Raw genomic sequence first — 16,931 nt, forward strand, 5'->3', positions numbered from 1 at the left:
TTGGGAATAGCGGGCTGTTGAACTTTATCGAGGATTAAGCGGTGAATAGTGCGTTCACACAAATACTCAGTAATTTCCTTGCGCGTGTAATACGCACCGAAGGCTTTTTGATTGATATATTTCTCAAAGATATAGCCTAAAACATCGGGATTAATCTCGTTATCATCACCTGTGGGCGAATCATCCAAACTCCATGAATAACCTTGAAAAAGCTCAAACAATCGACTAAAAGCGACATCAGCAATTTGAATTTGATAGGTTTCCTCCAAATGATGCGGAAGAAATAAACCACCGTTTAAATAAGGAATTTTGCCTAAAATTTCGGCATTTTCGCGCTCATGTTCAGGTTTAGCGAAACCTTCAAAAAACAGACGTTGGAGAAAACCTTGATAAAAATTATCGGTTTTCTGTTTTTGGCTGTCTGCGAGTTTATCGAGTAAATACTCTCGATTACCGTTGTCTAAAAAGCCTTTTTTCTGCAAAAACCAGATAAACATCAACCGATTAAGCAACACCGAAGCATACCAACGACGCGCCCGCTCATCGTTAATCCCTTCAATATCAATAACAAAGTTTTCTAAAAAACTCGCAAATTCGGCATAAAACTTTTTCGTCACAGGCTCGATATCGAGAGCTTTTCTCAACCGCTCGAGAACTTCGACGAGCGGTAAATTACCTGAATCATCCAACTCAGAAAAATCGACCATCAGCGGAACGAGCTTATTCACCAGCGCGTCGCCTGACTGTCCGCGAAAATAGGTATGTTCACGTGGTAGCAGTTTATTTTTTTCACGTTTAGCCCAGAAAAAAATCGCTTGCGTTTCCTTATCGGTAAAAATCAACACATGCTCGACGCTATAATTCTCCGTGATTTCCTGCGCGATAGCTTGACGTTGTTTCGCGGATGGTAAGGCTTGCACCGTATAAACGGTGACTTTTCCCAAATAAGCGATGGCTTGGCAGGGATAAATTTGCGTTTCAATCTCCAGCTCAAAAACTTTCCGCGCCCGATTCCAGCCGAGTTCCTCAAACAGCGCATTAAAATTGAATTGTTGAATAGCTTGGCGTAGCGGGGGAATATTGAGCATGATAGACTTCTGTAGGTTATGGATTTAAGGGGATTTTAACCTAATTAAAAGATTGTCTGAATCAGAATTTTCAGGATTAAACACTGTCTGAATCAGAATTCACAGAATTAACAGAATTAGCAGAATTAAAAACAATTAAAAACATAATTTTTTATTCTTTTAATTTTCTTGTCTTTTTAATTCTGAAAATTCTGTTAATTCTGAAAATTCTGATTCAGACAATGTTTAATTCTGCTAATTCTGATTCAGACAAAAAAAGACCTGCTAGGTTTTCAAAACCTAGCAGGTCTCTGTTTTATTTTATAAAACTCGCCGAATTCAAGTTAACCCATTTTTACGGGGTTTCATGATGGAAACGGTGGAATACGGCTTGCGCCTATTCCACCCTACAAACGAGCAAATTTAAAACATTGCACAAAAAAAGACGAGTGGTTTAGTGCTCGTGTTTTTCTTTAAACTCATCATGACAGCCTTTACAGGTTTTACCTACTTCGGCAAAAACGGGTTTGATAGCGTCTAAATCGCCTTTTTTGGCAACTTCCGCTAATTTTGCAGAGCCGTCTTCTAACGCCTTCATGTCTTTTTCAAAGTCTGCCCAATCTTTCCAAATTTCTGGTTTAGCCGCTGTTTTGGTTTTGGATTTGTCCATTGCGGAATCAGGTAAGTCTTTGAAACCTTCAAGCGGTAACTGGGCTAGCGTTGCAACATATCCCGCACGTTTGGCAAATTCTTCGGCATTAAATGGGATTTCTCCTTTTACCATGCCAGCCATCCGTTTGAAATTCCATGCAATCCCTGAAAACGCACCTTTACGGTATTCAATTGCATCATGAATAGGGTCTTCAGCGGCTAATACGCTTGTGCTAATGCCAACAGCGAGTAAACCTGCAATGCTCATCTTGACCAGTTTTAGCATGAGTATCTCCTTATAATGAGTGGGATTTTTGACTGATAAGCGTCTTTTAGTATCAGCCTAACAAAGAAATAACCTTGTTTTAACTATGGGCTATTTTTTTGTTTCAAAGTCTTATTGTAAATAAAAAATGTGAATGGACTATTAAGGATTTTTAATTATCGAACATTTTTTTATGTAATATCCCATTGATGCACGGCTAATCCTGTTGTTTGTTGATTTAGGTAGGCTTGTGTGAGTGCGTTCATGTCACGTCCATATTTGGTGACAAATGCTCGTTGCCAACCCGCGCCATTTTGGCAACTTTTCACTCGTTCCGCGATGATTTGTAGATAGCCTTCGCTGTCGCTTTTGTCGATGCCTAGAGAAATTAAGCCTTGTTGGGCAGTGGGGAGAAAGTCTTCAAGAATAAGGCGTGTTAGGGGGAGGCGTTTATTATTCAGCCATGTCATTTGGCTGGCGAGTCCGTAGCGTGCGGCGGAATAGAAGTTGTTGCGGGTGATGCTAAAGGGGAGTTGTGTTTCTAAAGGGGTTGGTGCGTTTAGCCATGCGTGGACAAGCCCGACGAAGAATGCAAGATTTGCAATGACATCGATAATACTTGTTCCGCTGGACATGGTGCGGTGTTCTAGGCGTAAGTGGGGTTTTCCGTCAGCAAAGCCAATTAAGGGACGATTCCATCGCCAAATTGTGCCGTTGTGTAGGCGTAAATGTGGGAATTCGCCGACAATGCCTGTGGTCGCTAGGGGGTATAAAACGGGGTAGTGTTCTAAATTTTCGATAAAGAGTTCTTCGATGGAGTGTTGTATGTAACCAGAGCCAAAGCTAACCCGTTTTAAGTTGCCTTCGGCAAGTCCTGATACGCCTCCTAGTTCAACGGATTTTTCAAATAGGGGGATGCGGGTCTCGTCCCACAGGTCTTTTCCGAGAAAATAGGGGGAGTTTGCAGCAATGGCAACCATGGGCGCGGAGGCTATCATCGCGGCATTGAATAGGCGACGGCTGTGTATTGGGGCAACTTGGAGATGGACTTGTAACGCCATGGTCGATGCTTCTAATAGGACATCGTGGTGTTGTAGTAATAGGCGTTCATGTCCTTGAATGTCAACAAGTAGGGGTCTTTCGTGGCGAACTTGGAGCACTTGTTGATGTAGTCGGTAGTAACGTTGGGTCGGGGTCATGTTGGTTAGACGCAACGCGGTTTCAGGCAAGCTGGGTAGGATGCCGATAAGGAGGAGTTGGCTATTTAGTGATTGGGCGACGCTTTGGCAGGTTGCCCATGTGGCTTGTAGTTCGCGGTGCATGGTGCGCAGGGCTGAACCTGAGAGTAAACGCGGGGTATTGTTCAGTTCTATGTTAAACGTTGCAACTTCGGGGACAACATTGGCGGCGTAGTTGAGTCGGTCTAAAAAGGCTTGGTTGATACAAGCGGGTTGAAGGTTGGGGTGAATTAAGCAGGCTTCTAGTTCTAAACCGCCAATATTTTCAACGGCATCAAACGCTCCTGCACGAAGTTGTTCATCAAGAATGGCGGTTTCTTCGCGCAAGCGATATTGAAATTCTAAATAATCTTGCCCTGTAACGTTGGGCGTGACAGACGACGGTTCGTTCATTTACGCTTAAACACCTTCAGGATTTTGCGAGGGTAATACTTGCGCTAAACCAGTAGCGACTTGGGTCTGGCAGTGTTCGGCGAGGGCTTTACGGCTGGCAAAATCACTGCCTTTGATGGCGGGATGGATAATAATTTGTATGGTTGCTGAACGTAAGCCTGCAACGCGGAAAAAATGGGTTGTCAGTGGGGTATCGTCATACCATGCGTAGTAATCTCGTAGGGCTTGATTCATTTCGATGCCGTTGCAATGGGTGTAAGCCACTGTAATGGGGTGTACTAGGGGGGCGTTTTCGCCTTCAGTTTCTACAACCCGAAATAAAGCACTTTTGAACGGTAAAACATGGCTACCGTTGCCACTTGTTCCTTCAGGAAATAAGATTAAATTGCGTTGGGTGTTTAATGCATTTTCCATTAAAGATAGGTGATTTTTAACTTGTAGGCTTACTCGTTCAATAAATAGGGTGTCTTGTAATTTTGCCAAACCACCGAGCAAAAACCAGTTTGCTACTTCTGCTTTAGCAACAAAAGAGCCTCTTAAAACCCCACCTAAGATGATGATATCTAAGTAAGAAACGTGATTAGCGATAAATAGGAGTGTTTTATTGGGTGTCGTTTCCCCTGAAACTTTTATATTCAGCCCAAGAATACGGCAACAGCCTCGATGGAAAATCATCGGTAGCCAGAGTTTATCTTTAAATTTAAAGAGCAGTAGAATAACTTGTAAACTTGCAAGGCTTAAACTCCAGATTAAAAACAGCAAAATACGAAAGCTTGCACGCAATGCTGATGGGGTGGGCTGTTGACTCAAGGGAAGTTCCTTATAAAAAGCAGTGGTGAGGCGATTAATTTAATAGAAAGCCTATTTTTTTGCTATAAGCCTTTTTATCCCATTAAAAAAACTGATAAATCATTTTTCATCCATTCAGTAGATATTATACGACGATGGGTAAGTAAATCCCCCTATATTGCAATCAAATTTTGTAACAGGAATGTTACATAGTGTTATTTTCATTGTCTCATAGCTGGGACGACTGCTCTTGAAAGCTTTATAAGATTTTCCGCTAAAAAGTCGCTTTCATAGGGAAGTAATCGGGCATTTTGCACTTTTTACGGTATTGGCATTTATATTGCTCTTTTGGGTAAGCTCAGTCGCTCTTGTCTAAAGCCATTGGGCGATATATAAGCTACAACATATTATAAAAAAGGAGTGTAGAGTGAAAATATCATTCATAAACAAAACCCTACGTTATTGTATTAGTGCTGCATTATTAACAGGTTCAATGGCATTTGGTACTCAGGTTGCTTTTGCTAAACCAGTTACTGATGAAGATATTGCCAATGATGCAAAAACAACTGACCAAATTGTTACTTATGGTTTAGGCACACAAGGGCAACGTTTTAGTCCCTTAACGCAAGTGAATAAAGACACGGTTGCCGACTTAGTGCCTGCATGGTCATTTTCTTTCGGTGGTGAAAAACAGCGCGGTCAGCAAGCGCAACCGTTAATTTTTGACGGTAAAATTTATGTCACTGCTTCTTATTCCCGTTTATTCGCCATTGATGCGGCAACAGGTCAGGAAATATGGGAATACGAGCATCGTTTACCTGATGGCATTATGCCCTGTTGTGATGTGATTAACCGTGGTGCTGCGTTATACGATAACTTAATTATTTTTGGCACATTAAACGCTGAATTAGTCGCTTTAGACAGAGAAACAGGCAAAAGAGTCTGGAAAGAAGTTTTAGGCGATTATAAAGCGGGTTATTCTTTCACTGCCGCGCCTACCATTGTTAAAAATATGGTCGTCACAGGGATTTCTGGCGGTGAATTCGGTGTTGTGGGTAAGGTAGAAGCCCGCGACGCTAAAACAGGTAAATTAGTGTGGTCACGCCCTACTGTTCAAGGACATATGGGTTATTTGAATGGTAAAGAAAACGGCATAACCGGTGGCGACTTACCCATGACGTGGGAAGGCGATATGTGGAAAACAGGGGGCGGTGCACCTTGGTTAGGTGGAACTTATGACCCTGAAACCAATTTGATTTTCTACGGCACTGGCAACCCTTCCCCTTGGAATGCGCACACCCGTCCCGGTGATAACCTCTTTACCTCCTCTACTCTCGCGCTTGATGCTGATACAGGCGTGATTAAATGGTTCTATCAAACTACCCCGCATGATGGTTGGGATTATGATGGTGTCAATGAGTTCATTCCTTTTGATTTAGAAAAAGACGGCAAAATCATTAAAGCGGGCGCGAAAGCTGACCGTAATGGCTTTTTCTATATCTTAGACCGTACCAACGGCAAATTGCTCAATGCAACGCCTTTTGTCACCCAAATCGGTTGGGCAAAAGAAATCAACATTGAAACAGGTAAACCCGTTGAGACAGGCAACCGTCCTGGTAATCCTGCTGATGCTAAAGGCGATGATAAAAAAGGGACTCCCGTTTTTGCCGCCCCTTCTTTCTTAGGGGGTAAAAACTGGATGCCTATGGCATACAACCCTAATACCAAACTGTTCTATGTTCCCGCCAATGAATGGAGCATGGACTTATGGAACGAGCCGATTACCTATAAAAAAGGGGCTGCCTACTTAGGTGCAGGCTTTACCGTTAAATTACTCCATGAAGACTACATCGGCGCGTTACGTGCCATTGACCCCACCACAGGCAAGATTAAATGGGAATATAAAAACGTCGCGCCTATGTGGGGCGGTGTTTTAACCACAGCAGGCGGTTTAGTCTTCACAGGTACACCTGAGGGTTTATTTAAAGCCTTTGATGCCGAAACAGGCAAAGAACTCTGGTCATTCCAAACAGGGTCAGGCGTGATTGGTATCCCCGTCACTTGGGAAACAAACGGCGAACAGTTTATTGCCGTTAACTCTGGTTGGGGTGGTGCTGTGCCTTTATGGGGTGGTGAAGTGGCGAAGAAAATCAAAAACTTCAACCAAGGTGGTAGTTTATGGGTTTTCAAATTACATAAACCTGCTGCTAAACCCGCTGCTGAAAAAACAGCCGCTAAATAAACCTGTTTAGGTAGGTCGCGATAACGCGGAGATGTTCTTCACCAGAATATCTCCGCCTAAATCCCTAATATCTTGTTGACCTCAACTAAAAATCTGCCTTGTTAATTTGTTTTGATGGAGTTATTGCTTGTCATGAAGAAGTTTGTAAATACCCTGAAGCTGGTACTGGCGTTCTGTGCCTTCTTACCTGCCCTGAGCTTTGCTCACGGTGATGTCACCCCACAAAAAATTGACATCACTGGTTTAAAAACCATTAAAGAAATTAACCCAGACCTCCCCGAAGGCGAATGGTTAACCGCTAACCCTTATCGAAATAATGAATCAACTACTAGAGCAGTAGAAATTGGCAAACTCGCCTATGGACAAAACTGTGCTATGTGTCACGGTTTAGAAGTTGTTTCTGGCGGTATTGCGCCTGACTTACGCCGTTTAACCCACGATGCCGAAGGTGATGAATGGTTTACCTACCGCGTCAAAGAAGGTTCTGTTCGTGATGGTCGTGTATATATGCCTAAAATGGCAGAAAAATTAAGCCAAGAAGGTTTATGGGCAATTTGGACCTACATTGAAAGCGTTTGTACAGAACCTGATCGCGCTGACTGTGTGAAATAACCATGCAAAGATATCTTGGATTACTCCTTAGCATTTGTTGCCTTGTTCTCAGTAGTGCATTTTCACAGGCTGACACACTAGAACATATTAAGGAAAAAGGCACATTACGCATTGCAGTGTACAAGGATTTTCCACCCTATTCCTATGTGGACGGCGGACAACTCAAAGGCTTTGACGTAGAGTTAGGACGCGCAATTGCAGAAAAACTCGGATTAAGCACTGATTACATGCAGATTGTTGCTGGTGAAAATACCGACGACGATTTACGCAATGCTATCTGGAAAGGACATTATTTAGGCGGTGGTACGGCGGATGTTATGCTCCGCGTCCCCTATGATGCTACCTATGCAGAAAAAAATGACAAAGTCAGCATTTTTGCACCCTATGCGCAAGAAGAAATCGTCCTTGCCTATGACCCTGCAAAAATTCCAACCTTGTTTAACTTACAAATTCTTACCAACCATAAAGTTGGTGTAGAAACTGACAGCATTTCCTCCTTCTTCCTTACAGGTATTATGGGAGGCATACTGACCAAAAGTGTGACCCACTATCTGGACTTTATGGAAGCGGTTGACGACCTCAAAGCGGGCAAACTCTCCGCTGTGATGGGAATGCGCAGCCAAGTTGAAAGCCGTTTAGCCGACAAAATGGATGCATTCAAAATTGAAGCAATCCCCATGCGTGGGATGAATAGTGCTTGGCAAGTCGGTCTTGCAGTCACCGCAGATAACAGCGAGCTTGCCAAAACCCTAACTGTCGTGATGAACACCCTCAGACAAGAAGGCGTATTAAAGACACTCGCCAATAAGTATCATGTCACTCCTGTAGAACCCAGTGAAAAACAAGCAGCTACTACCAATAACTAAGCCGCTTACATGTTAAAACCTGTTTACATTTGAGTTCTCCGATGAGATTAATTTCTCAACTCAACTTCTTGGTGCGTCTTATGGCGCACCTTCTTTTTATTTCTAAGGACTAAAAAAACCATGAAACTATCACGCACGCTGTTGATTGGTTTGGTTGCAGCAAGCTCCTGTTTATTGACAGGCACAAGCATGGCAACTGAAACGGATGAACAACAAACAGATATCCTCTTACTCATCAGCCGTAGCGGTTGCCTAAACTGCCACGACTTAACCCCCAAACCCGCCAAAGAAGCAGGCGCGTTACCCTTTGGTCCGCCCTATGTCGAAGTTGCCAAACGCTACAAAGACGACCCCAAAGCCATAGAAACTCTCTTAAATACTGTTAAACATGGTAGTAATCCCTATAGTAGCCACTGGAAAGACAAAGTTAGTGGTATCGCTATGCCACCGATGGTCACTGTCAGCGAAGCGGATGCAAAACGCCTTTTAACATGGATTCTTGCACTTGACGACAAGACCGCCACCGCCGCTGAAGAACAACTTTCAGGACAAAAAGTCCCTGTTGTCCATAAAGAAGAAAATGAAAAAGAAATTCTTCTCCTTATCAGCCACAGCGGTTGCTTAAACTGCCACGATTTAACCCGCCAAACCACCAGCAAAGAAGGCAACCCCATGCCCTTTGGTCCGCCCTATGTCGAAGTTGCCAAACGCTACAAAGACGACCCCAAAGCCTTTGACATGCTATTAAACACCGTCAAAAATGGTAGTAATCCTTATAAGAGCCATTGGAAAGACAAAGTCAGCGGTATCGCCATGCCGCCGATGGTCACTGTGAGCGAAGAAAACGCCAAACGCCTCTTAAAATGGATACTCTCCTTAGATGACGCAAAAGCCAGCCACGCTGAAGCCGTTTTAGCAGGTAAAGAACAACCTGCAAACTAATCTGTAACTATTAAAAATACAGCTTAATCTGGTCGTTAAAGCTGAAACTTGAGGCGTAAAATAGTACTAACTACTTTACGCCTTATAAGTTTATAATTTACAAAAGTTTACAGGATACATCCCCATGCCCGCCCCCCCCCAAAGTCGCCGAAAAAACCGCGTGACAAAAGCGAGAAAAAAAAGCCCGAACACGACCCCAGCTATAAACGCTTTTTCTCCCATCCTGAGATGGTAAAAGACCTGTTAGAAGGCTTTGTCGCAGAAGAATGGGTTAAAGAACTAGACTTTAAAACCCTAGAAAAAGTCAGCGGACAATTTACCAGCCACGACCTCCGAAGCCGTGACAACGACGTAATATGGCGAATTAACTGGCGCGACAAATGGCTATACATCTACATCCTGCTAGAATTTCAATCCAGCATCGACAAATACATGTCAGTGCGCTTCATGGTTTATATCGGCTTACTCTATCAAGACTTATTAGATGCCAAACTCATTGATGGCAAACTTCCCCCTGTATTGCCTATCGTCCTCTACAATGGACAAGCCAGATGGAATATGCCGTTAAACGTTTCCGAATTAATAGAACCTTCAACCCTTCAAAAATATCAACCTCAACTACACTATTTACTCATAGACGAAGGGATATATAACCCCACAGAATTATCGAACTTACACAACCTTGTCGCGGCACTCTTTCGCTTAGAAAAAGCCCAAACAGAACAAGAAGTGTCTGAAGTGATTAATTTACTCGTCACATGGCTACAAGAACCCGCACAACTAGAAATCAGAAAAGCCTTTGCGACATGGTTAGGGCGTGTTTATCTCCCGCATCATCTCCCAGAGGCAATAGTTCCAGAACTAATAGAGTTACAGGAGATAAATGTCATGTTAGCGGAACGTGTCGCAAACTGGTATGAATCAGGCATTCAAAAAGGTTTACAACAAGGCTTACAACAAGGTGTACAACAAGGGTTACAAAAAGGGTTACAACAAGGTGTACAACAAGGGTTACAAAAAGGCTTACAACAAGGCAAACTTGAAGGACTTATTGAAGGAGAAGTAAAAGGTATCAAAACCGCCTTATTAGCCATTTTAACCATGCGCTTTGGAGAAGTTTCCCCTGAAACCAAACAAGCTATTGATGCGATTCAAAAGCTAGAACACTTAGAACAACTAATGCATCAAGCCATTATTGTTGATTCCCTAATAACCTTCCAACAACTGCTTTTTTCTACACATTGAAGATTGCACTGCTTTTAAAAAATGGTTTGGAGATAAATGTCATGTTAGCGGAACGTGTCGCAAACTGGTATGAATCAGGTGTTCAAAAAGGTTTACAACAAGGCTTACAACAAGGTGTACAACAAGGGTTACAAAAAGGATTACAAAAAGGCAAACTTGAAGGGTTTATTGAAGGGGAAGCAAAAGGTATCAAAACCGCCTTATTAGCCATTTTAACCATGCGCTTTGGAGAAGTTTCCCCTGAAACCAAACAAGCTATTGACGCGATTCAAAAGCTAGAACACTTAGAACAACTAATGCGTCAAGCCATCATCATTGAATCTTTACCCCTATTCCAACAATTACTTTTTCTAAAAACATATTAATTTTTTAATCAATATGTTACTGCTGAAGGTTTTAATTCTGAAAATCCTGATTCAGACAACTTCATAAAAACAAATAAATCCCCCCAAAGGAGACCCCATGCGACTAAAACACGCTATTAGCTTACTATTCCTCCTCATTTCTCCCACACTCTGGGCAAACTCTCCCCCCCCTGATGACCCCTTAAAATCCGTGCAATGGGTCACTATGTACAACCTCTTTTTAAACAAACACCCCGTTATTTTTGATAATCATGTTCAAATCATTGCCCCCGATTCTGCGGAAGACTCCATGCATGTCCCTGTCGTTGTCAACGTCGACGGCTTAAATGACATTCAAGAAATTCTTATTTTTGCCGATTTTAACCCCCTTCCCAAAGTCCTACGCTTTATCCCCAATAACGCCCGTCCCTACATCGGTTTTCGTCTCAAACTCCAACAAGCAACCCCTGTGCGTGCGGCAGTTCTCACATCAACAGGTTGGCATGTTGGCGGTATTTGGGTTGATGCTACTGGTGGCGGTTGCACACTACCCAGCACAGGACGCACCACAGGCACATGGGAAACCACACTCGGACAAATACGCGGACGCTTATGGGCAGAACGCACCCCAGCGCGGGCTAAATTCCAAATCATGCACCCCATGGACACAGGACTAGCCAAAGGTATTCCAACCTTCCATTTAGAAAAAATCACCCTAGCCCAAACCGATGGAAAAACCGCACTAACCTTAGAACCTTTTGAACCTATTAGCGAAAACCCCATTTTTACTGTTGAACTAACCACCCCACAAACGACAATGATACTTAACGCCATTGACACCAACGGTAACGAATTCAAAGGAGAGCTAAAACAATGAGAAACTATCTATTACTCATCGGTCTCATCCTCTGTAATCCGCCTGTCAACGCAGTTAATTACACCCTCACCCCTGAAAAAATTGCCCCCGACACCTACGCTTTTATCGGCAAAACTGAAGACTTTAGCACCCAAAATGGCGGAAATATCATCAATACTGCGTTCATCGTCACCGATGCAGGCGTAATAATCATCGATACAGGCGTATCCCTGCGCTATGGCAAAGCCCAACGCACTGCTATCAGCACCATAACCGACAAACCTATTCTAAAAATCCTCCATACCAACTACCACCCTGACCGATTTCTAGGCAACCAAGCCTACAACAATGTCACCATTGCCGCCTTGCCCGCTACCATACAAGGTATGAAAGAACACGCCGAAGACTTCACTAACAATATGTACCGCATGATAGGCTCATGGATGCAAGGCACAGAAGCCCATTTCCCCACAGAAACACTACAAGCAGGCAAACTAACCATCGGCAACCATGTTTTACAACTTTATGCGTTACAAGGACATACTCCCGCTGATTTAATGATTTTTGACCAAACAACAGGTGTTTTATTTACAGGCGGTATTGTGTTTTATCAACGAATGCCAACAACGCCCAGCGTTACCCAACTGTCTGACTGGTTAGACGAATTAGACACGGTAGAAAAAATTCCGTTTAAAGTTTTATTCCCATCGCACGGCGTAGCGACAACGGATAAACAAGCGATAATTCAAACCCGCGACTATTTACACTGGTTACAAAAAACCTTAACAGATGCTGCGGAAGCAGGGCGTGATATGGCAGAAGTCATGCAAATACCCTTACCTGACCGCTTTATCACATGGGGCGTAGGACATCCTGAATTTGTGCGCTCTGTGGTACATCTTTACCCCACACTAGAAGTGAATAGCCTGTATTTGGAGGAATAAAACAATTCAAGTTCGACGAGTTTCTTTTATTGTCTGCATCAGGATTAGCAGGATTTAAAACCCTCAAACCAAAAAGTCAGGTGAATAACGCTTTTCAATCCTGAAAATCCTGTGAATCCTGATTTAGACAAAAAAAGACCTGTTAGGTTTTGAAAACCTAGCAGGTCTATTAGAATTAATCGAATTTTAAAAACTACTTGCAAAACTTAAGTTTATTCCACAGGAGGCGGTTGTTTTTGCGCCTCTCCCGCGCTCCGTTTCCCGCGTAGTAACTGTAAAACTGACATCACAACGCCAGAGAGTGCGTAGAGTAAAAAAGTCCCAAATAACATTTGTGAAGGACTGCTCGCAATCAAAACAATCACAATCACAATTAATAAAATGCTCATAAATGGCACTTTATCGCGGTCTATATCTTTAAAACTGCGAAAACGGATATTGCTGACCATTAAAAAACTCATCGAAACGGTGATGATTAACGCTAAATAATTCAATGTTTCGCCCGCAATTTGATAATCAGTTGCAACCCACACTAAGCCCGCCATCACTGCCGCCGAGGCAGGACTTGCCAAACCTTGAAAATAGGCTTTATCAATTTTACCCACATAAACATTAAAGCGAGCCAGACGCAACGCTGCCGCTGCCGTATAAACAAATGCCGCCAACCAGCCTAATTTGCCCAGTGATGACAATGACCATTCATACATCACTAAAGCAGGCGCAAGTCCAAAAGAGACTAAATCCGATAAGCTGTCGTATTCCGCACCAAAATGGCTTTGTGTATTGGTTAAGCGAGCGATACGACCATCTAGCCCATCTAAAACCATCGCGATAAAAATGGCTACGGCAGCGGCTTCAAAACGGTTGTTAATCGCGGCAATAATCGCGTAGAACCCCGCAAATAATGCGGCTGTGGTGAATAAATTCGGTAATAGGTAAATACCACGGCGACGGTGGGGAGGCGTGGGTGTTGAGGATTCTGGGGACATAGCGTCCTCACACGGTAGAAAAAGAAAGGAAGGGAAATAAATAAACCGCACACAGCCGAACTAACGCACTGTGTACGGTCTCAACACGGGTTTAGTTTTTGGAACGGTCAACTAAACGATTAGCTTTAATCCAAGGCATCATGCTACGTAATTTTTCACCGACTTGCTCGATTTGGTGTTCGGTCGCAATACGGCGAGAGGCTTTTAATGTTGCTGCGCCTGCTTGGTTTTCTAAAATGAATTCGCGGGCGAATTGTCCTGTTTGGATTTCTTTCAGGATTTTCTTCATTTCTTCTTTTGCAGTTGGGGGCACAACGCGAGGGCCACGAGTGATATCGCCATATTCTGCGGTGTTAGAAATGGAGTAACGCATATTTGCAATACCGCCTTCATACATGAGGTCAACAATAAGTTTTAATTCATGTAAGCATTCAAAATAAGCCATTTCAGGGGCATAGCCTGCTTCAACTAAGGTTTCGAAACCCGCTTGTACTAAGGCAGTTGTACCACCGCATAATACGGCTTGTTCACCGAATAAGTCGGTTTCAGTTTCTTCACGGAAAGAGGTTTCAATCACGCCTGCACGACCGCCACCGATAGCAGAGGCATAAGATAAAGCGATGTCGCGGGCTTTCCCTGATGCGTTTTGATGCACAGCGATTAAAGCAGGTACACCACCGCCATTGGTATAGGTAGAGCGCACTAAATGTCCAGGCCCTTTAGGCGCAATCATGATGACATCGAGTTCTGCACTGGCTTCAATTTGTCCAAAGTGGATGTTAAAGCCGTGGGCGAAGGCAATCGCTGCGCCTTTTTTCACATTGGGGGCGATGCTGTCACGATAGATTTTTGCTTGATGCTCGTCAGGCGCAAGAATCATGATTAAATCGGCAATTTTGGCAGCTTCTTCGACAGATTTAACGGTTAAACCTGCGTTTTCTGCTTTTTTGGCAGAGTCAGAGCCAGCCCGTAAACCAACAACGACGTTAACCCCAGAATCTTTTAAATTGTTTGCATGGGCATGACCTTGTGAGCCATAACCAATAATGGCAACTTGTTTGCCTTTGATTAAGGATAAATCAGCGTCTTTGTCGTAATAAATATTCATCATGATTGGTATTCTCTCCCAAAATTATTCTGTATCGCAATTAAGTGGGCTTGATATATCCCTTGTCTTAGCGCAACAAGGCAAGACAAGGGAAAGAAAAATTATAAATGCAAACTCTTGTTACCACGTCCAATGCCTAACGCGCCCGAACGGACAACTTCAATAATCAAAGTTGGCTCTAAAGACTTGATAAACGCATCAATCTTATCGCCTGGCCCAGTCATCTGAATGGTGTAAGTTGCATCTGTCACGTCAATGATTTGTCCGCGAAAAATATCGGTTAAGCGTTTAATTTCATCGCGTTGATTGCCTGTAGAGGCTTTAACTTTAATCAGGAGTAATTCCCGCTCAATGTGTGCGCCTTCACTCAAATCGATGAGTTTAATCACATCCACTAACTTATTCAGTTGCTTAGTGATTTGCTCAATAATATTGTCTGAACCATTAGTGACGATGGTCATACGGGAAACTGAAGGGTCTTCGGTTGGGGCAACAGTCAACGATTCGATATTGTAACCGCGTGCGGAAAATAAACCCGATACCCGAGATAAAGCCCCTGATTCGTTTTCTAATAAAAGAGAAATCGTGTGACGCATTAGGCTAACTCCCTATCAGGTGCTAACACCATTTCATGTTGACCTTTACCTGTTGCAATCATTGGGTAAACGTTTTCTGATTGGTCAGTGACAAAGTTCATAAAGACTAAACGGTCTTTCATCGCAAAGGCTTCACGCAACGCGCCTTCAACATCTTCAGGCTTGTCGATGAATATGCCCGTATGTCCATAACTCTCGGTTAATTTCACGAAATCGGGCAAAGCATCCATGTAAGAATGTGAATAACGCTTGTTATAAAACATCTCTTGCCACTGGCGCACCATTCCCATATAACGATTATTTAAATTAATAATCTTTAAGGGTAATTCATACTGTTTCGCGGTGGATAACTCTTGAATACACATCTGAATACTGGCTTCACCCGTCACACATGCAACGGTTGCATTCGGATGGGCTAATTGCACCCCAATCGCTGAGGGCAAACCAAAACCCATCGTGCCTAAACCGCCCGAATTAATCCAACGGCGTGGCTTGTCGAATTTATAAAACTGCGCCGCCCACATCTGATGCTGACCCACGTCAGACGTAATAAACGCATCACCGCCCGTCACTTCGTACAACTTCTCGATAACGAATTGCGGTTTAATCAATTTACTCTTACGGTCAAAATGCAAGCAATCTGTTGCACGCCATGCGTCAATCTGCGCCCACCAAGAAGCTAATGCGTCAGAATCGGGCATTTTGCCTGTTTCGCGTAACGCCTTCAGCGTTTCCCGCAACACACGGTCAACTGCGCCCACAATCGGCACATCCACCCGCACATTTTTAGAAATAGACGCGGGGTCTATATCCATGTGAACAATTTTCGCGTAAGGGCAGAACTTTTCTAAATCCCCTGTCACACGGTCATCAAAGCGTGCACCGATAGCGATTAACACATCACACTCGTGCATTGCCATATTCGCTTCATACGTGCCGTGCATTCCCAACATGCCCACATACTGCGGGTCAGTAGCAGGGAACGCGCCTAACCCCATCAAGGTTAAGGTCACGGGATAACCCAATAAACGTGCAAACTCAGTCAGTTCTTTAGAACCATCGCCTAAAACCACGCCACCGCCTGCATAAATCATCGGACGTTTAGCAGACAGAATTAAATCCGCCGCTTTACGAATTTGACCCGGATGACCATTGACAACAGGTTTATAAGAGCGCATCTCGATTTTATCGGGATAACTAAACAACGCACTATTTGCCGTGACATCCTTCGGAATATCCACCACCACAGGGCCGGGACGACCTGTAGTCGCCACATAAAACGCCTTTTTAATGGTTTCCGCTAAATTTTTAACATCTTTGACTAAAAAATTATGTTTTACACATGGGCGGGTAATCCCGACAGAATCCACCTCTTGGAATGCATCATTACCAATAAGACTGGTTGGGACTTGACCCGTAATCACGACCATGGGAATGGAATCCATATAAGCCGTGGCGATACCCGTTACTGTATTGGTTACACCGGGGCCAGAGGTAACCAGTACTACACCGGGTTTGCCCGTTGCGCGGGCATAGCCATCAGCAGCATGAGCGGCTGCTTGCTCGTGACGGACTAGGATATGTTCAATTTTATTTTGCTTAAAAAGCGCGTCGTAGATATGTAACACTGAACCGCCTGGATAGCCGAATATAAATTCCACACCTTCTTCGGCTAAACAGCGCACAGCGATTTCTGCACCTGTCAACATTTCTTGATTACTGGGCATAGTAAATGGCCCCCCCGTGTCATACATTTAACAAAAACTATATGCGTTATAGTAAAT

At 43.5% G+C, this 16,931-nt stretch carries 16 protein-coding genes; 8 read left to right on the forward strand and 8 right to left on the reverse strand.

The window, feature by feature from the left end:
• The 4 genes from BEGALDRAFT_RS12515 to BEGALDRAFT_RS12530 all read right to left on the reverse strand — a co-directional run.
• Positions 1–1,088 (reverse strand): type IIG restriction enzyme/methyltransferase (locus BEGALDRAFT_RS12515; protein ID WP_002690509.1); only part of this gene is annotated, 1,088 nt, incomplete at its 3' end.
• A gap of 433 nt (positions 1,089–1,521) precedes the next feature.
• Positions 1,522–2,004, reverse strand: coding sequence for a c-type cytochrome (locus tag BEGALDRAFT_RS12520; RefSeq protein WP_002690511.1), 483 nt, complete (start codon positions 2,002–2,004; stop codon positions 1,522–1,524).
• 170 nt (positions 2,005–2,174) lie between these two features.
• The gene (locus BEGALDRAFT_RS12525) at positions 2,175–3,614 is read right to left on the reverse strand and encodes a hypothetical protein (protein ID WP_002690513.1); all 1,440 of its coding nucleotides are present in this window, start codon (positions 3,612–3,614) and stop codon (positions 2,175–2,177) included.
• A 6-nt stretch (positions 3,615–3,620) separates the two neighbouring features.
• The gene (locus BEGALDRAFT_RS12530) at positions 3,621–4,424 is read right to left on the reverse strand and encodes a lysophospholipid acyltransferase family protein (RefSeq protein ID WP_002690515.1); all 804 of its coding nucleotides are present in this window, start codon (positions 4,422–4,424) and stop codon (positions 3,621–3,623) included.
• 406 nt (positions 4,425–4,830) lie between these two features.
• On the opposite strand from BEGALDRAFT_RS12530, the gene BEGALDRAFT_RS12535 reads away from it, so the two are divergent.
• The 8 genes from BEGALDRAFT_RS12535 to BEGALDRAFT_RS12575 all read left to right on the forward strand — a co-directional run bounded on the left by BEGALDRAFT_RS12535 (position 4,831) and on the right by BEGALDRAFT_RS12575 (position 12,454).
• Complete coding sequence (locus BEGALDRAFT_RS12535) at positions 4,831–6,645, forward strand: methanol/ethanol family PQQ-dependent dehydrogenase (protein ID WP_002690516.1); 1,815 nt, start codon at positions 4,831–4,833, stop codon at positions 6,643–6,645.
• 132 nt (positions 6,646–6,777) lie between these two features.
• Positions 6,778–7,257 (forward strand): cytochrome c-550 PedF, encoded by a 480-nt coding sequence (gene pedF, locus BEGALDRAFT_RS12540; protein WP_002690517.1) that lies wholly within the window; start codon positions 6,778–6,780, stop codon positions 7,255–7,257.
• 2 nt (positions 7,258–7,259) lie between these two features.
• The gene (locus BEGALDRAFT_RS12545) at positions 7,260–8,123 is read left to right on the forward strand and encodes a substrate-binding periplasmic protein (RefSeq protein ID WP_002690518.1); all 864 of its coding nucleotides are present in this window, start codon (positions 7,260–7,262) and stop codon (positions 8,121–8,123) included.
• Between the two features lie 120 nt (positions 8,124–8,243).
• A complete protein-coding gene (locus tag BEGALDRAFT_RS18375) occupies positions 8,244–9,065 on the forward strand; it encodes a c-type cytochrome (protein ID WP_002690519.1) in 822 nt (273 codons plus the stop codon).
• A gap of 114 nt (positions 9,066–9,179) precedes the next feature.
• Positions 9,180–10,310 carry an Rpn family recombination-promoting nuclease/putative transposase gene (locus tag BEGALDRAFT_RS12560; protein WP_081484178.1) on the forward strand — a complete coding sequence of 377 codons (1,131 nt, stop codon included), beginning with the start codon at positions 9,180–9,182 and terminating at the stop codon, positions 10,308–10,310.
• A gap of 41 nt (positions 10,311–10,351) precedes the next feature.
• Positions 10,352–10,675: a hypothetical protein gene (locus BEGALDRAFT_RS12565; protein WP_002690521.1), complete on the forward strand. Its 324-nt coding sequence runs from the start codon at positions 10,352–10,354 to the stop codon at positions 10,673–10,675.
• Positions 10,676–10,772: 97 nt separating this feature from the next.
• Complete coding sequence (locus BEGALDRAFT_RS12570) at positions 10,773–11,531, forward strand: quinoprotein dehydrogenase-associated SoxYZ-like carrier (protein ID WP_002690522.1); 759 nt, start codon at positions 10,773–10,775, stop codon at positions 11,529–11,531.
• The gene (locus BEGALDRAFT_RS12575; protein ID WP_002690523.1) at positions 11,528–12,454 is read left to right on the forward strand and encodes a quinoprotein relay system zinc metallohydrolase 1; all 927 of its coding nucleotides are present in this window, start codon (positions 11,528–11,530) and stop codon (positions 12,452–12,454) included. Before BEGALDRAFT_RS12570 ends, BEGALDRAFT_RS12575 begins: the two co-directional genes overlap by 4 nt.
• A gap of 212 nt (positions 12,455–12,666) precedes the next feature.
• Here the strand turns inward: BEGALDRAFT_RS12575 and pssA are convergent, their stop codons facing one another.
• The 4 genes from pssA to BEGALDRAFT_RS12595 form a co-directional block, all read right to left on the reverse strand.
• Positions 12,667–13,443, reverse strand: a complete 777-nt coding sequence (gene pssA / locus BEGALDRAFT_RS12580; protein ID WP_002690524.1) for a CDP-diacylglycerol--serine O-phosphatidyltransferase — start codon at positions 13,441–13,443, stop codon at positions 12,667–12,669.
• Between the two features lie 91 nt (positions 13,444–13,534).
• Positions 13,535–14,551 (reverse strand): ketol-acid reductoisomerase, encoded by a 1,017-nt coding sequence (gene ilvC / locus BEGALDRAFT_RS12585; protein ID WP_040295611.1) that lies wholly within the window; start codon positions 14,549–14,551, stop codon positions 13,535–13,537.
• A gap of 101 nt (positions 14,552–14,652) precedes the next feature.
• Complete coding sequence (ilvN, locus tag BEGALDRAFT_RS12590; protein WP_002690533.1) at positions 14,653–15,147, reverse strand: acetolactate synthase small subunit; 495 nt, start codon at positions 15,145–15,147, stop codon at positions 14,653–14,655.
• Positions 15,147–16,874: an acetolactate synthase 3 large subunit gene (locus BEGALDRAFT_RS12595; protein WP_157237589.1), complete on the reverse strand. Its 1,728-nt coding sequence runs from the start codon at positions 16,872–16,874 to the stop codon at positions 15,147–15,149. The genes ilvN and BEGALDRAFT_RS12595 overlap by 1 nt, the downstream gene beginning before the upstream one ends.
• Positions 16,875–16,931: the final 57 nt, after the last annotated feature.

The organism is Beggiatoa alba B18LD (genome assembly GCF_000245015.1).
Lineage (GTDB): Bacteria > Pseudomonadota > Gammaproteobacteria > Beggiatoales > Beggiatoaceae > Beggiatoa > Beggiatoa alba.

What these genes read in the sequence shown, in the direction of transcription:
- BEGALDRAFT_RS12520 (WP_002690511.1), bottom strand. Translation starts at nt 2,004, where the DNA reads ATGCTAAAACTGGTCAAGATGAGCATTGCAGGTTTACTCGCTGTTGGC.
- BEGALDRAFT_RS12525 (WP_002690513.1), bottom strand. Translation starts at nt 3,614, where the DNA reads ATGAACGAACCGTCGTCTGTCACGCCCAACGTTACAGGGCAAGATTAT.
- pedF (WP_002690517.1), top strand. Translation starts at nt 6,778, where the DNA reads ATGAAGAAGTTTGTAAATACCCTGAAGCTGGTACTGGCGTTCTGTGCC.
- BEGALDRAFT_RS12545 (WP_002690518.1), top strand. Translation starts at nt 7,260, where the DNA reads ATGCAAAGATATCTTGGATTACTCCTTAGCATTTGTTGCCTTGTTCTC.
- BEGALDRAFT_RS18375 (WP_002690519.1), top strand. Translation starts at nt 8,244, where the DNA reads ATGAAACTATCACGCACGCTGTTGATTGGTTTGGTTGCAGCAAGCTCC.
- BEGALDRAFT_RS12565 (WP_002690521.1), top strand. Translation starts at nt 10,352, where the DNA reads ATGTTAGCGGAACGTGTCGCAAACTGGTATGAATCAGGTGTTCAAAAA.
- BEGALDRAFT_RS12570 (WP_002690522.1), top strand. Translation starts at nt 10,773, where the DNA reads ATGCGACTAAAACACGCTATTAGCTTACTATTCCTCCTCATTTCTCCC.
- BEGALDRAFT_RS12575 (WP_002690523.1), top strand. Translation starts at nt 11,528, where the DNA reads ATGAGAAACTATCTATTACTCATCGGTCTCATCCTCTGTAATCCGCCT.
- pssA (WP_002690524.1), bottom strand. Translation starts at nt 13,443, where the DNA reads ATGTCCCCAGAATCCTCAACACCCACGCCTCCCCACCGTCGCCGTGGT.
- ilvC (WP_040295611.1), bottom strand. Translation starts at nt 14,551, where the DNA reads ATGAATATTTATTACGACAAAGACGCTGATTTATCCTTAATCAAAGGC.
- ilvN (WP_002690533.1), bottom strand. Translation starts at nt 15,147, where the DNA reads ATGCGTCACACGATTTCTCTTTTATTAGAAAACGAATCAGGGGCTTTA.
- BEGALDRAFT_RS12595 (WP_157237589.1), bottom strand. Translation starts at nt 16,874, where the DNA reads ATGCCCAGTAATCAAGAAATGTTGACAGGTGCAGAAATCGCTGTGCGC.